The organism is Polaromonas sp. P4_F6, from assembly GCF_056401275.1.
Window position 1 is genome coordinate 107100 of record NZ_JBFUJQ010000004.1, and the last position, 13384, is coordinate 120483.

The 13384-nt window shown below is 65.7% G+C and carries 13 protein-coding genes; 5 read left to right on the forward strand and 8 right to left on the reverse strand.

Features of this window, described 5'->3' with window-relative positions; translation table 11 throughout:
• Positions 1–6: 6 nt before the first annotated feature.
• From AC1DUN_RS12175 to AC1DUN_RS12190, 4 genes are read right to left on the reverse strand one after another with little or no spacing between them, the layout of a single operon-like run.
• A complete protein-coding gene (locus tag AC1DUN_RS12175; RefSeq protein ID WP_477714179.1) occupies positions 7–1680 on the reverse strand; it encodes an ABC transporter ATP-binding protein in 1674 nt (557 codons plus the stop codon).
• On the reverse strand, positions 1677–2498 hold the full coding sequence (locus tag AC1DUN_RS12180; protein WP_477714180.1) for an ABC transporter permease: 822 nt from the start codon (positions 2496–2498) through the stop codon (positions 1677–1679). Before AC1DUN_RS12180 ends, AC1DUN_RS12175 begins: the two co-directional genes overlap by 4 nt.
• Positions 2495–3439, reverse strand: coding sequence for an ABC transporter permease (locus AC1DUN_RS12185; protein WP_477714181.1), 945 nt, complete (start codon positions 3437–3439; stop codon positions 2495–2497). Before AC1DUN_RS12185 ends, AC1DUN_RS12180 begins: the two co-directional genes overlap by 4 nt.
• Before the next feature lie 2 nt (positions 3440–3441).
• Positions 3442–4335, reverse strand: coding sequence for an alpha/beta hydrolase (locus AC1DUN_RS12190; RefSeq protein ID WP_477714182.1), 894 nt, complete (start codon positions 4333–4335; stop codon positions 3442–3444).
• A 190-nt stretch (positions 4336–4525) separates the two neighbouring features.
• Here AC1DUN_RS12190 and AC1DUN_RS12195 point away from each other — a divergent pair, with 190 nt between their 5' ends.
• The 4 genes from AC1DUN_RS12195 to AC1DUN_RS12210 all read left to right on the forward strand — a co-directional run bounded on the left by AC1DUN_RS12195 (position 4526) and on the right by AC1DUN_RS12210 (position 8832).
• A complete protein-coding gene (locus tag AC1DUN_RS12195; RefSeq protein WP_477714183.1) occupies positions 4526–5428 on the forward strand; it encodes a LysR family transcriptional regulator in 903 nt (300 codons plus the stop codon).
• Positions 5429–5508: 80 nt separating this feature from the next.
• Complete coding sequence (locus AC1DUN_RS12200; protein WP_477714184.1) at positions 5509–5916, forward strand: DoxX family protein; 408 nt, start codon at positions 5509–5511, stop codon at positions 5914–5916.
• A 158-nt stretch (positions 5917–6074) separates the two neighbouring features.
• Entirely contained in the window at positions 6075–7634 is a 1560-nt protein-coding gene (locus AC1DUN_RS12205) for a DUF1800 domain-containing protein (protein ID WP_477714185.1), read from the forward strand.
• 13 nt (positions 7635–7647) lie between these two features.
• The gene (locus tag AC1DUN_RS12210) at positions 7648–8832 is read left to right on the forward strand and encodes a DUF1501 domain-containing protein (protein WP_477714186.1); all 1185 of its coding nucleotides are present in this window, start codon (positions 7648–7650) and stop codon (positions 8830–8832) included.
• Positions 8833–8853: 21 nt separating this feature from the next.
• Here the strand turns inward: AC1DUN_RS12210 and AC1DUN_RS12215 are convergent, their stop codons facing one another.
• The 4 genes from AC1DUN_RS12215 to AC1DUN_RS12230 all read right to left on the reverse strand — a co-directional run bounded on the left by AC1DUN_RS12215 (position 8854) and on the right by AC1DUN_RS12230 (position 12054).
• Positions 8854–9753, reverse strand: coding sequence for a sigma-70 family RNA polymerase sigma factor (locus tag AC1DUN_RS12215; protein WP_477714187.1), 900 nt, complete (start codon positions 9751–9753; stop codon positions 8854–8856).
• 8 nt (positions 9754–9761) lie between these two features.
• Positions 9762–10214 carry a carboxymuconolactone decarboxylase family protein gene (locus AC1DUN_RS12220; protein WP_477714188.1) on the reverse strand — a complete coding sequence of 151 codons (453 nt, stop codon included), beginning with the start codon at positions 10212–10214 and terminating at the stop codon, positions 9762–9764.
• Positions 10215–10374: 160 nt separating this feature from the next.
• Positions 10375–11178 (reverse strand): isocitrate lyase/PEP mutase family protein, encoded by an 804-nt coding sequence (locus AC1DUN_RS12225; protein ID WP_477714189.1) that lies wholly within the window; start codon positions 11176–11178, stop codon positions 10375–10377.
• Between the two features lie 102 nt (positions 11179–11280).
• A complete protein-coding gene (locus tag AC1DUN_RS12230; protein ID WP_477714190.1) occupies positions 11281–12054 on the reverse strand; it encodes a fumarylacetoacetate hydrolase family protein in 774 nt (257 codons plus the stop codon).
• A 146-nt stretch (positions 12055–12200) separates the two neighbouring features.
• On the opposite strand from AC1DUN_RS12230, the gene AC1DUN_RS12235 reads away from it, so the two are divergent.
• Positions 12201–13379, forward strand: a complete 1179-nt coding sequence (locus AC1DUN_RS12235; protein WP_477714191.1) for a fumarylacetoacetate hydrolase family protein — start codon at positions 12201–12203, stop codon at positions 13377–13379.
• Positions 13380–13384 lie beyond the last annotated feature (5 nt).

Genomic DNA, 13384 nt, shown 5'->3' on the forward strand with positions numbered 1-13384 from the left:
TAAAAATCAGGCCGGAAGGGGATGGGGGTGCAGGGGGGCAGTCGCATCGGCGTCATCAAAACGCCACCTGAGCTGCATGCCGCCCTGGCCGGTGGGCGTCAGCGCGGGAATCGCGGAAAGCAGCTTGCGGGTGTAGGCATGCTGCGGATGGTCGAAGACCTCGTCGCGGCTGCCTTGTTCGATGATGCGGCCTGCCTGCATCACGACCACGCGGTCGGCCACCTGCTCCACCACGCCCAGGTCGTGGCTGATAAACAGGCAGGCAAAGCCGTGGCGCTCCTGCAGCTCGGCCAGCAAGGCCAGCACCTGGGCGCGCACCGTGACGTCGAGCGCCGACACCGGCTCGTCGGCGATCACAAAAGCCGGCTCGCGTATCAGCGCGCGGGCAATCGCCACGCGCTGGCGCTGGCCGCCCGAGAGTTCATGCGCGTAGCGCGCCGCATGCTGCGGCTGCAAGCCGACTTCATCGAGCATCTTGGCGACGCGTGTCTGCTTCTCGGCTGAAGACAGGCCGGGCACCAGGCGCAGGCCTTCGCCGACCAGCTGGCCTATGCTCATGCGCGGGTTGAGGGACGAATACGGGTCCTGGAACACCATCTGGCAGTTGAGCCGGTAGTCCAGCCAGCCCGCGTCGCGGCGGGTGATGGCACGGCCGCGAAAACGGATGTCGCCCTCGGTGGGCTTGATGAGGCCGGCAATGGCGCGGCCCAAGGTGGTCTTGCCCGAACCCGAGCCGCCCACCACCGCGACGATTTCGCGCGGGCGCACCACCAGGTCTATGCCGTGCAGCACCCGCTTGGCGGCGGACCTGGCGAACAGGCTGCGCTTGCCGGGGTAGTCGATGACGAGATTGCGCACTTCGATGACGGGCTGTTCGTCTGCAATCGTGCGCGCGGCCTGCCGGCGCGGAATGGCTTCCAGCAGCTTGCGCGTGTAGTCCTGCCGCGGGCCGGCCAGCATGGCGGCGGTGTCGCCGGCTTCAACAACCTCACCCTGCTGCATGACGATCATGCGCTGGGTATAGCGCGCCACCATGGGCAGGTCATGGCTGATCAGCAGCACGGCGGTGTTGTGTTCGCGCGTGAGGCCGACCATGAGTTCCAGCACGTCGCGCTGCACCAGCGCGTCCAGGGCCGTGGTCGGCTCGTCGGCGATCAGCAGTGCCGGCTCCAGCAGCATGACCGAGGCCAGCATCATGCGCTGGCGCATGCCGCCCGAAAATTCATGCGGCCAGGCGCTGAGTGCGGCCTGCGGGTCGCTGATGCCGACACGCGCGAGCATGGCCAGGGCCTTGTCGCGGCGCGCGGCCGGCGACAGCTCGGGCCGGTGCAGGGCCAGGCCTTCGTCGAGCTGGCGGCCAATCGTCATCGAGGGGTTCAGCGAAGTCATGGGTTCCTGGAACACCATGCCTATGCGCGCGCCGCGCAGCTTGCGCAAACGCGCGTCGCCCACCGCCGCCATGTCTTCGCCTTCAAACAAAATGCGGCCGGCGCTGCGCACCAGCGGCGGCGGTGTCAGGCCCATGATGGCGCGCGCCGCCTGGGTCTTTCCGCTGCCGGATTCGCCGACGATACCGACGATTTCGCCGGGCGCGACGGTAAACGACACATTGCGCACGATTTCGCGGCCGCCCTTGCCCACGGACAAGCTCAGGCCGGAGACATCCACCAGCTGCGTCATTCGATGCCCCTCATGCGCGGGTCCAGCAGGTCGCGCACCGCGTCGCCCAGGAAATTGATGCCCAGCAGCGTGAGCGCGATGCACAGGCCCGGGAAGATGGAAAGGTAAGTCGCCTGCGCCATGAAGGGCCGGGCCGCGGCCAGCATATTGCCCCAGGTCGGCGCCGGCGGCGGCACGCCCAGGCCCAGGAAGGACAGCGCGCTTTCCGCGAGGATGACCCAGCCGAACATCGAGGTCGCCAGCACCGTGAGCGGCGCCACGCAGTTGGGCAGCACGTGGCGGAACATGGTGTAGAGCTCCGAATTACCGAGCACGCGCGAGGATTCGATGAACTCCTTTTCCCGCAGCGACATCACCGTGCCGCGCACGATGCGCGTGACGGAGGGCGTGTAGGCCAGGCCCAGCGCCAGGATGATGCCGTACTTGTTGGCGCCGAACACCGCCAGCAGCGCCAGCGCCAGCAGCAGGCCGGGGAAGGCCAGCAGGGCGTTGATGAAGGCCATGATGATGCGGTCGGTCCAGCCGCGCACAAAGCCGGTCAACACGCCGATGGCCGTGCCCACGGTGATGGAAAACAGCACGGTGAGAAAGCTGATCCACATGCTGTTGGAGGCGCCCGCCATGAGGCGCGAGAGTTCGTCGCGGCCGAACTCGTCGGTGCCCAGCCAGTAAGTGCCGCTGGGCGGTTTGAGGCGCGCCATGAAGTTGATCTTCAGCGGCTCGTGCGGCGTCCAGAAGAAGGCCAGGACGGCCGCCGCGAGGATGATGCCCACGATGGCCAGGCCTATCAGCGCCTGCGGGCTTAAAAACTTTTTCATTCCGCGAGCACCCTGGGGTCGAAGATCGGATAGCAGAGGTCAATCACCAGGTTGGTGACCACATAGATCACGGCCACCAGCAGCAGGCAGCCCTGGATCACCGGATAGTCGCGCGCAAAGATGGCATCGACCAGCAGGCGGCCCAGGCCGGGAATCGTGAACACGGTCTCAACCACGGCCACGCCGCCCAGCAGGTTGCCCAGCACCAGGCCTATCAGGGTCCAGGTCGGGCCGAAGGAGTTGCGAAAGGCGTGGTGCACCAGCACGGCGCGCTCGGACAGGCCCTTGGCACGCGCATGGGTGATGTAGTCCAGCCGCAGCACCTCCAGCGTGCTGGCCCTGGCCATGCGGATCAGCACGCCGATTTCATGCAGGAACAGCGTGAGTATCGGCATCAAGAGGTAAAGCAGGCCGGACTTCCAGTCGTTCATGACCGAGACATAACCGACCACCGGCAGCCATTCGAGCTTGAGGCCGAAAAACAGCAACAGCAACAGGCCCAGCCAGAAGGTGGGAATCGAGACCAGCAAGGTGGCCGCGCCGACCAGCATCAGGTCGGGCAGGCGGTTTTGCTTCCAGGCGGCGATCATACCGGCGGGCACCGCGACCAGGGTGGCGAAGAACACCGCCACCAGCACGATTTGCGCGCTGACCGCAAAGCGGCTCAGCACCAGCTGCAGCACCGGCTCGCCGGTGGTGATGGACACGCCCAGGTCGCCGCCCAGCACATGGCGGCCCCAGATGCCGAACTGCACCGGCCAGCTTTTGTCCAGGCCGAGCTGGGCGCGCAGGTCGGCCAGGCGCACCGGGTCGGCCAGGTCTCCCAGCAGCAGCTGGGCCGGGTCGCCGGGAATCAGCCGTATCAGCACAAACACCGCGACCGCCACGATCAGCAGGGTCGGTATCGCCATCACCAGGCGGGCCAGCGCGAAACGTAGCATGGTCAGGCCTTGGGCGCCTTGCTGCGCATGTTGCTGAGCACGCCTGCGAAGAAGTCCTGCACCGTGTCTACGCAGGCAAGGCCGTTGTGGGGGACGTTGTCGACCAGGTCCAGGGTGACGTTCACACCGGCCTTCGCGAAGGACTGGCGCAAAGTCTCCAGCCGTTCGGGGCGTGTACGCCCCGCGTCGTTGGCGCCGGGCATGAAGAATTTGCCGCCTTCGCGGTGGGTGATCTCCCAGGTCTCCATGTCGGCCTTGCCGACCACCATGTGCACCGGCAATGCCTTGAGCGCGGCCAGGTTCAGGGCTTTGCCGAAGCGCTTTTCAAAATCGCGCACGCCGACCCACCAGTCCTGGTCAGGGTCTATCAGCGTGACCGAGCCCGGCGCGCCTATGGACAGGGCCCAGAGGCGTTCGGGGTGCAGCAGGCCGAAGCGGTTGACGAACTGGCCGCCGCCGGAATAACCGAAGAGCGCGAATTTCGAGAAATCGCAGCCGAACTTCACCGCCACCTCGTCGACCATGCTCAGCAGGATCTGGTCGTAGCGGATGTCGGCCTCGCGCAGGTGCTTGAAGCCGTCGCGGTTGCCGTCGCCCTGCGGGCCGGCCGGGAACAGCGGGCACAGCACGATGCAGTCGTTCCACTTGGCGAAGGCAGCAAAGGCGTCGCGGTATTCGGTGAAAGCGCGGCCCGTGCCGTGCACCACGACCACCAGTTGCATGGGCTGTTTGGACTCATGCAAATGCGGCGGCGCATAAGTGCAATAGGAAAAGCGCGGGTCGGTGCGCGACGCAAAAATCGTGCTGTGGCCCAGGTCGTAAATCGCCGCCGCCCGTTTTTCGCCGAAAGACAGGGTTGAAGCCGTTGCGGCATTCGCTGGGAGCACTTCAGGCATACACATCATCACCCACAAATAAGACTCGAAAGCGGCCTGTTGCAGGCCGCGCTGCAAGCGTGGGTGGGCAAGACATCTGTCCGTCACACAAGCCTGTTAAGGCGGATTGTTCTCCATCCAGTTTAAAAAATATATCTATATTATGTTTTGAGATGATAAAGTTATTCTTTTGTATTGAGGCCCATTCTTCTTGAGCACCATACGTTTCCTGAGGACCTTTCTGGTCGTGGCGCACGGCGGCTCCTTCGCCGCGGCGGCCGACCGGGTCGCGCTGACGCAGGCGGCGGTCGGGGTGCAAATGCGCGCGCTGGAGACCGAGCTCAAGACCGTGCTGTTTGAACGATCCGGGCGCGGCGTGGTGCTCTCCGACGCCGGCCGCGCGCTGGTCGCGCATGCCGAAAAAATCATTGGCTACTACGACCAGATGCGCGAGGGACTGGAGGGCGAGGGCGAGATCGCCGGCACCGTGACGGTGGGCTCCATCGTCACGGCCATGGGCCTGCTCTCGAATACCGTGGTGCGCATGAAGCCGCTGTACCCGCGCCTCAATGTGCGCCTGGTCATGCAGGAATCCAGCGGCCTGGCGCGCAGCGTGCAAAGCGGCGAACTCGACGCGGCCATCTTTGTCGACGACTCGCCGCTGGAGCGCAAGGGCATGCGCTGGACGCCGCTGTACACCGAGCCGCTGACGGTGGTCGCGAGTTCGCAGGTCGCGCCGCCGGGCAGCGACTTCAAAAAACTGCTGCGCGAGCAACCCTTTTTGCGCTTTGACAGGCGCACGCCCAGCGGCATACGCATAGAGCAGACCTTGCGCAAGCTGGGCCTGGCCCCGCAGGATTTCCTGGAACTCAGCTCGCTGTCGGCCATCATCGAGCTGGTGCGCCAGAACGTGGGCGTCACCATCGTGCCGCACGTCAAGAACGCCGACTGGGCCAATGACGCGCTGCTGCGCGTGCTGCCGCTGCCGGGCCGGCCCCCGACGCGGCTGATCGGCATGCTGGAGCAGGGCAAGCGCGAGCACATCACCTCGGCGATACGCCAGCACCTGGTGCAGCTGTTGGCCGAAAAAAGCGCGGCGCCGGCTGCGCGTTGAGGCGGCTGGGAACTTTCTGACTCGCCCGCTGAACTTTTTCAGCCTGGCTCCGTCACACATTCTTTTAACGGAGGATACCCATGGCGTTTGCCAACAACAACCCACAACTCACGTCGCGCGCGCTGTCGGTGCTTCGCATTGTTTCGGCTTATTTGCTTATTCAACATGGCACGGCCAAGCTGCTGGGCTTTCCCCATGTGGCCTATTTCGACGGGCTGCAGGTGCTGTCGCTGATCGGCTTTGCCGGCATCCTGGAACTCTTTGGCGGCGCGCTGCTGTTGGTCGGCCTGTTCACGCGGCCCGTGGCCTTTGTGCTGTCGGGCCTGCTGGCATTTGCCTATTTCATCGGCCATGCCTCCAAGGGTTTTGTGCTCTCGCCCATGCTCAACGGCGGCGAGTCGGCCGTGCTGTTCTGCTTTGTTTTCCTGTTCATGGCCGCCGCGGGCGGCGGCGCCTGGGGCATTGACGCGCTGCGTGGCAAAAAATAGGCGGCTTTTTTGATGCCCGCGGGTGGGCTGCACGGGGCGCAGCCGCGGCACGTGTTGTTACAGCGACGAGCTGAAGCCGGCGTAGTCGCCGCGGCCTGCTGAGGCGTTGTTCAGGGATGGGCTGCCGTTGTTGGCCGCTGTGACAAGATTCGTGACCTATGACCCAGCACCCCATTCCCCGATTTTCCCCCCGCAGCCTGGCCTGCCTGGCTCTGGCCCTGACACTGGCCGGTTGCGCGGCGCCCGGCGCGGATACATCGGATAAAGGCCGACAGACTGCCACAGCTGACGGCTACCTGTGGGTCAACCGCGTGACCTGGGGCGCCTCTCCTTCGTCGGTGGAGCAGATCGCCCCCAAAGGGTTTGACGCCTACCTGGCTGAGCAGCTTCACCCCGGCGCGGCGAAGCTGCCTGAGGCGGTGGCGGCGCAGATCGGCGCCATGACGATCAGCCAGCGGCCCATTGTGGCGCTGGTGCAGGAACTGGAGCAGCGCAACAAGGAGGCCAATGCGTTGGCCAATGATGAGGAAAAAAAAGCGGCCCAGCAGGGCTTCCAGGCCGAGATGAACCGCCTGGGGCGTGAGGCCGCCACGCGGCATGTGCTGCGGGCCTTGTATTCCAGCAACCAGGTGCAGGAGCAGATGACCTGGTTCTGGATGAACCACTTCAGCGTTCACCTTTACAAGAGCAACATCCGTCCCATGCTGGGCGACTACGAGGAGACGGCGGTGCGGCCCAGGGCGCTGGGCAAGTTCAGCGAACTGCTGCGCGCGGTGGTGTACCACCCGGTGATGCTGCGCTACCTGGACAATGAGCAGAACGCCGCCGGCCGCATCAACGAAAACTTCGCGCGCGAGCTGATGGAGCTGCACACACTGGGTGTGGACGGGGGGTACAGCCAGCACGACGTGCAGGAGCTGGCCCGTGTGCTGACGGGTGTGGGCATCAACCTGCAGGCAAACAACCCAACACTGAAACCCGAACTGCAGGCGTTTTATGTGCGCCGCGGGCTGTTCGAGTTCAACCCGGCGCGGCATGATTTTGGCGCCAAGCAACTGTTGGGAAAGCCCATCACCGCCAAAGGCCTGCCTGAGGTGGACGAAGCCATCGACCGCCTCGCCCGCAGCCCGGCCACGGCCCGCTACATCAGCCGCAAGCTGGCGCAGTACTGGCTGGCGGATGCGCCGCCGCCGGCGCTGGTGGACCGCATGAGCCAGACCTTCCAGCGCAGCGACGGGGACATCGCCGCCACGCTCAAAACGCTGCTGGGCTCCAGCGAGTTCGCGCAGGGCGCCGGCCGCAAGTTCAAAGACCCCATGCATTACGTGATTTCCGCCGTGCGCATGGCCTATGACGACAAGCCCATCCTCAATGCCGGGCCCATCATGAACTGGCTCAATCGCATGGGCGAGCCGCTGTATGGCCGCCAGACCCCCGATGGCTACTCCCTGGCTGAATCGGCCTGGGCCAGCCCGGGCCAGATGGCCACGCGTTTTGAGATTGCCAAGGCGATCGGCTCGGGCAACGCCGGGCTCTTCAAGACCGAGGGGCCGCAGCCGGTGGAGCGCGCGGCCTTTCCGCAGCTTGCCAATGCGCTGTATTACCAGTCGGTGGCCAAAACCCTGAGCCCGGCCACACGCAAGGCGCTGGAGCAGGCCGCCTCGCCGCAGGAATGGAACACTTTTTTGCTGTCGTCTCCCGAGATGATGAACCGCTGAAAGGAATTGCCCCATGAACAGACGCGATCTTGTCAAAGCCGCGGGCGCCGGCGCCATGTCGCTGGCGGGCGGCCGCTTGTTTGCGGCGGGCAGCGGCCAGCCGCGCTTTCTGCTGGTGTTTTTGCGCGGCGGCTATGACGCGGCCAGCCTGCTGGTGCCGGTAAGCAGCAGCTTTTATTACGAGGCGCGGCGTGACATCGCGATCCCCAAGCCGTCGGCCGAGCAGAACACCGCGTTGCCCCTTGACGGCGACTGGGGCCTGCATCCGGCCTTGCGGGAGAGCATTTACCCGATGTTCCAGAAAGGCGAGGCGGCGTTCATCCCGTTTGCCGGCACGCCCGACACCTCGCGCAGCCACTTTGAAACACAGGACAGCATCGAGCTGGGCCAGCCGCTGGAGCAGAGCAGGAACTACCGCTCGGGTTTCCTGAACCGGCTGGCCGCCACCTTGCGCGGCGCCGAGCCCATGGCTTTCACCGACCAGTTGCCGCTGGTGTTCCAGGGCACGGCGCGTGTACCCAACACGGCGCTCAAGGCCATCGCCAAGCCCTCGCTCGATGTTCGCCAGAGCCAGATCATTTCCGCCATGTACCAGAACACCGCGCTGGCGTCGGCGGTAAACGAGGGATTCATGGTGCGCGACGAAGTGATGCGCGAGATGTCCGCGGAAATGGACGCGGCCAACCGCAACGCCATTTCCGCCAAGGGGTTTGAGCTGGAGTCGCGGCGCATCGCGCGGCTGATGAAAGAGCGCTACAGCATCGGCTTTGTCGACGTGGGCGGCTGGGACACGCATGTGAACCAGGGCGCGGGCACCGGTTACCTGGCCGGGCGTTTTGACGAACTCGGCCGCGGCCTGGCGGCCTATGCCAGTGAAATGGGGGCGATGTGGAAAGACACGACGGTGGTGGTGCTCAGCGAGTTCGGTCGCACCTTCCGCCAGAACGGCAACCGCGGCACCGACCACGGCCATGGCACGGTGTACTGGGTCCTGGGCGGCGGCCTGCGCGGCGGCAAGATCGCCGGCGAACAGCTCAAGGTCGATGCGCCTTCGCTGTTTCAGAACCGCGACTTCCAGGTGCTGAACGACTACCGTGCGGTGCTGGGAGGGCTGATGGCTCGGTTGTACGGACTGGGTCCGGCGCAGACCGAGCAAATCTTTGCCGGCATCAAGTCCAGGGACCTGGGGCTGGTCTGACGCGCCCCGGCCATGGACGCCCTAGGCCACGGCCTCGGGCCCGAAGGCCAGGCCGTCGAGCTTGTCGGGGTTGCGCATGATGTAGATGTTGGTGGCCTTGCCTTCCTCGTTGTAGGCGAAGGTGATGGCCGCGGCGATCTCGCCGTTGTTCGCGCGCAGCAGGATGGCGTGGCCGCCGTTGATCTCGCAGGGCAGCCACTCGTAGGCGGCCCAGTAGCGCGCCAGCTGGGTGCTGATGAGCGTGAGCACGCTGCCCTTGCCCTGAAAAACGCCTTCGATGGAACTGACCTTGCCGCCGCTGTCGGCGCAGACGGCGATGTCGTCCGAGAGCAGGCTGGCGAGCGCCTCGGTGCTGCCCGCGGTGATGGCTTCGCGAAAGGCGTTGAGCAGGCCGTCCTGCACCTGGGGCGGCGTCACGTGCCGCACCTTGCCCTGGGCGATGTTGACGCTGGCGCGCGACACCAGCTTGCGGCAGGCGGCCTCTTCCATGTCCAGCATCTCCGCGATCTGCGGGTAGGGCGTGTCAAAAATCTCGTAGAGGAGGTAGGCGGCGCGCTCCTTGGGCGTGAGCCGCTCCAGCAGCAGCAAAAAAGCCATGCTCAAGGATGAGGCCAGCAGCGCATGCGTTTCCGGCGTTTCGTCGGTGCGGGTCTGGATCGGCTCGGGCAGCCAGGTGCCGACATAGTCGACCCGGCTGCGCTGGGCGTCGCGCAGCATGTCTATGCAGTGCCGTGTGCAGAGGGTGGTGAGCCAGGCGGCCGGCGTCGCGATGCTGGCATGGTCGGCCGCCAGCCATTTGATGAACACGTCCTGCACGGCATCTTCGGCATCGGCCCGCGAACCGAGGATGCGGTAGGCCAAGCCGAACAAATGCCTGCGCCTTTCTTCAAACACGGCGGTCGGGTCGATGTCAGTAGCCATGATGAACCTTAGTGTGCCGAAACCTGGATGCGGTTCCAGAGGTTGATCATGCCAATGGTAGCGGTCAGCGCGCCGATTTCCCTGTCGCTGAAGGAGGCGCGCAGGCGGCCGCGCAGGCTGGCGTAGTCGGTCTTGTGGTCAAGCTCGGTCAGCGCTTCGGTCCAGGCCAGCGCGGCTTTTTCGGCTTCGCTGAAGTCGTTCACATGGGCCCAGACGACGAGGCGGTCCAGCCTGTCCTGGGTTTCGCCGTCTTCACGCGCTTCGCGCAGGTGCATCTTCACGCAAAAGGCGCAGCCGTTGATTTGCGAGGCGCGCAGATGGATCAGGTGGTGCAGCTTTTTGTCCAGGCCCAGGCTGCCTATGGTTTCACTGGCCTTGAGCAGGGTGGGGAAAACCTCGGGAATGGCGAGGTCGATACGGACGGGGGCGGTGTTGGCGGTGGTAGCGATGGTGGCAGTCATGGTGGTTTCCTTTAAAAAAACTTAAAAGTTGGGTGTCACACCGTATTGACGATCCTGCCTTGCCGTTTGTGACGCCTGGCCCCAAAAAAGACCCCCACCAATGAAAAATCGCCTGAACCCCGGCGGATTCAGGCGATGGCAGCGGGAGCGGCGCCTGGAATCAGCGGTCGGTCGCCAGCAGGGCGTTCATCGCCGAATAATCCAGCTTGGGGCCCTGCAGCGGCGACAGGTCCTGCCTGAGCAAGGCCTCGACGCTGGTTTTGGCATGTTCATACGCCACCTGGAAAGGGGCGGGGCCCACGCTGAGGCGCCGCACGCCGGCCGCTTGCAGCGCGGCGACGGCCGGCAACCCGGGCATGGCCATCACATTCAGCGGCATGCTGACGGCCGCGCTGATTTCCTGCACCTCGGGCAGGGCCGTGAGGCCGGGTACAAAAGCCCCGTCGGCGCCGGCCGCCTGGTAGAGCTTGAGGCGCTCAATACTGGCCTGGGCCGGGCTGCCTTCGACCTTGAGCCGGCGCAGGTAAACGTCGGTGCGGGCGTTGATGAACAGCGGCTTGCCTTTGAGCGCGGCGCGTATGGCGCCTATCTTGCCCGCCAGCAGCGCGGGTGCATCGCTGCCGTCTTCGATGTTGATGCCCACGGCGCCTTTGCCCGCAAGTTCGGCGGCCAGCCGGCCCACCTCAGCCGGGTGGGCGCTGTAGCCGTCTTCCATGTCTACCGTCAGCGGCACTTTCAGCGCGCGCGTGATGTTGCCGACGGCGTGCAGCAATTCTTCAGGCGGTAGCGCGCCGCCGTCGGCATAACCGCAGGCCCACGCCAGCGAGGCGCTGCTGGTCGCGACGGCGCTGGCGCCGGATGCCTCAAAAATCTTCGCGCTGGCGGCATCCCAGGCATTGGGCAACAGCAGCAGGCTGCCGGTCTGGTGGAGTTTCAGGAATTGCTGGTGGTGCAGGGCTTGCATGGGCTGTCTCCGCTGGAAAAAGAGTAGGCCGCCAGCTTAACAAGGCGCGGCATCGAGGCCGGCCATTTCCTGCCCTATATACCCAGCACCTGGGGAAAGCGCTTAGCCCCTGCGGAATTCCAGCTCAAAACGGGCCAAGCCCGCGTAGTCGAATTTGAGGACCTGGCCGACCGGCGCCGTGAGCACACCGGCATAGGAACCGGTGATGACGGCCTGGCCGGCCTGCAAGCCCAGGCCGCGTTCGCGCAGAAAATTCGCCAGCCAGTAGAGCGGCGCGCGCGGGTCGCCGTTGGGGTGCCGGGCCTGGGCGGTTTGCCGGGGCTCATCGCCGGCCTGCCAGCCCAGTTCAAAGGCCGCGGCCTCGGGCGCCGCCAGTTCGGGCCCCAGCCACAGGCCGTTGTTGACCAGGCCGTCAGCCAGCATCTCTGGAAAGGGCAGGCCCGCGGAGTCGGCATAGCGGCTCGCGCAGATCTCGAGGGCCGCATGCACGCTGCCCACGGCCGCGTCAATCTCGGCCTCGGTATAGGGCTGCGCGCGCGCGGGCAAATCCTTGGCCAGCACAAAGGCCAGCTCGGGTTCGACCTTCACGCTGCCCAGGTCTCGGTCCGCCGGAAAAGCCACGCTGCACACCGCGGCGCGGCTGATGGCGGGCTGGTAAATCGGCGCCACCACGAGTTTGCCGGGGCTGGGCGGCGAGGCCTTCCAGCCACCTATGGCCTGGCCCAGGCTGCGGGTGACGGCAAGCTGCAGCTGCCAGGCGTCTTCGAGTTCCAGCGGGCGGCAGCTTTCGGGCAGGCGGGCACCGGGTTTGCCGCTGTTGCGCCGGGCGGCCAGTTCCGTGGCGGCTTGCGTGATCTGTTCAGGGGTGAGGGGCATGGCTGTCGGGTAGAGGAGGGAGTGGGCGGCCTGCGGCGGCACGGGCATTTCAGTGTAGCGGCGCCGGCGGCTGCCCATCTCTTTGCAGTCCCTGTAGTATTGGCGGCTTCAGCCCGGTTTTTGGGCGCACTTCTTCTCTTACCACCATGAAAAACTCCCTGAGCCTTGCTTCCGCCTTGCCTGTTGATGCCGCCGACGCCTTGCTGGTGGGGCGCGTATGGGTGGAGGGCACGGGGCCGGTGCTGGCACTGGTCACGCCCGAGTCCGTGTTCGACCTGTCCAGCGTGGCACCGACGGCCAGCCAGTTGCTCGAACTGCCCGGCGTGGCCAAGGCCGTGCGCGCAGCCGCGCCTTCGCTACCGCGCCTGGCGGGCACGGCCGAGGTGCTGGCCAATTCGGCGGCCGATGCGCGCAAGCCCGCGCTGCCCTGGTTGCTGGCGCCCTGCGACCTGCAGGCGCTCAAGGCGGCCGGCGTGACCTTTGTGGCCTCCATGCTGGAGCGTGTGATCGAGGAGCAGGCGCGCGGCGACGCCAGCAAGGCCGAGGCGGTGCGCAAGGCGGTGGTCGGCGTGATCGGCGACAACCTCAGCAGCATCCAGCCTGGCTCGCCCGAAGCCGACAAGCTCAAGGAGGTGCTGATCGCCCAGGGCGTGTGGTCGCAGTACCTGGAAGTGGGTATAGGCCCCGACGCCGAAATTTTCACCAAGAGCCAGCCGCTGAGCGCGGTGGGCACGGGCGCCGAAGTGGGCATACACCCGCACAGCCACTGGAACAACCCCGAACCCGAGATCGTGCTGGCCGTCAATTCGCGCGGCGAGACGGTGGGCGCGGCGCTGGGCAACGACGTCAACCTGCGCGACTTCGAAGGCCGCAGCGCGCTGCTGCTGGGCAAGGCCAAGGACAACAACGCCTCCTGCGCGATTGGCCCTTTCATCCGCCTGTTCGACGACAAATTCAACATTGAGCACGTGCGCCGCAGCGACCTGAACATGACGGTCACCGGCACCGAGGGCTTTGAAATGAAAGGCGGCAGCTCGCTGAGCAAGATCAGCCGCGACCCGCTGGACCTGGTGGCCCAGGCCATAGGCGCCAACCACCAGTACCCCGACGGCTTCATGCTTTTTTTGGGCACCATGTTCGCGCCCACGCAGGACCGCCACGGTCCCGGCCAGGGCTTTACCCATGTGGTGGGCGACCTGGTGACGGTGGCCACGCCGCAGCTGGGCAGCCTGGTCAACCGCGTGACCACCTCCGACAAGGCCGCACCCTGGACCTTCGGCATCTCGGCGCTGATGCAAAGCCTGGCGAAGCGAAAGCTGATCTAAGCGCG

Excerpts from the sequence above, each read along its gene's own strand:
- AC1DUN_RS12175 (WP_477714179.1), bottom strand. The coding sequence starts at position 1,680 with ATGACGCAGCTGGTGGATGTCTCCGGCCTGAGCTTGTCCGTGGGCAAG.
- AC1DUN_RS12180 (WP_477714180.1), bottom strand. The coding sequence starts at position 2,498 with ATGAAAAAGTTTTTAAGCCCGCAGGCGCTGATAGGCCTGGCCATCGTG.
- AC1DUN_RS12185 (WP_477714181.1), bottom strand. The coding sequence starts at position 3,439 with ATGCTACGTTTCGCGCTGGCCCGCCTGGTGATGGCGATACCGACCCTG.
- AC1DUN_RS12190 (WP_477714182.1), bottom strand. The coding sequence starts at position 4,335 with ATGCCTGAAGTGCTCCCAGCGAATGCCGCAACGGCTTCAACCCTGTCT.
- AC1DUN_RS12200 (WP_477714184.1), top strand. The coding sequence starts at position 5,509 with ATGGCGTTTGCCAACAACAACCCACAACTCACGTCGCGCGCGCTGTCG.
- AC1DUN_RS12205 (WP_477714185.1), top strand. The coding sequence starts at position 6,075 with ATGACCCAGCACCCCATTCCCCGATTTTCCCCCCGCAGCCTGGCCTGC.
- AC1DUN_RS12210 (WP_477714186.1), top strand. The coding sequence starts at position 7,648 with ATGAACAGACGCGATCTTGTCAAAGCCGCGGGCGCCGGCGCCATGTCG.
- AC1DUN_RS12215 (WP_477714187.1), bottom strand. The coding sequence starts at position 9,753 with ATGGCTACTGACATCGACCCGACCGCCGTGTTTGAAGAAAGGCGCAGG.
- AC1DUN_RS12220 (WP_477714188.1), bottom strand. The coding sequence starts at position 10,214 with ATGACTGCCACCATCGCTACCACCGCCAACACCGCCCCCGTCCGTATC.
- AC1DUN_RS12225 (WP_477714189.1), bottom strand. The coding sequence starts at position 11,178 with ATGCAAGCCCTGCACCACCAGCAATTCCTGAAACTCCACCAGACCGGC.
- AC1DUN_RS12230 (WP_477714190.1), bottom strand. The coding sequence starts at position 12,054 with ATGCCCCTCACCCCTGAACAGATCACGCAAGCCGCCACGGAACTGGCC.
- AC1DUN_RS12235 (WP_477714191.1), top strand. The coding sequence starts at position 12,201 with ATGAAAAACTCCCTGAGCCTTGCTTCCGCCTTGCCTGTTGATGCCGCC.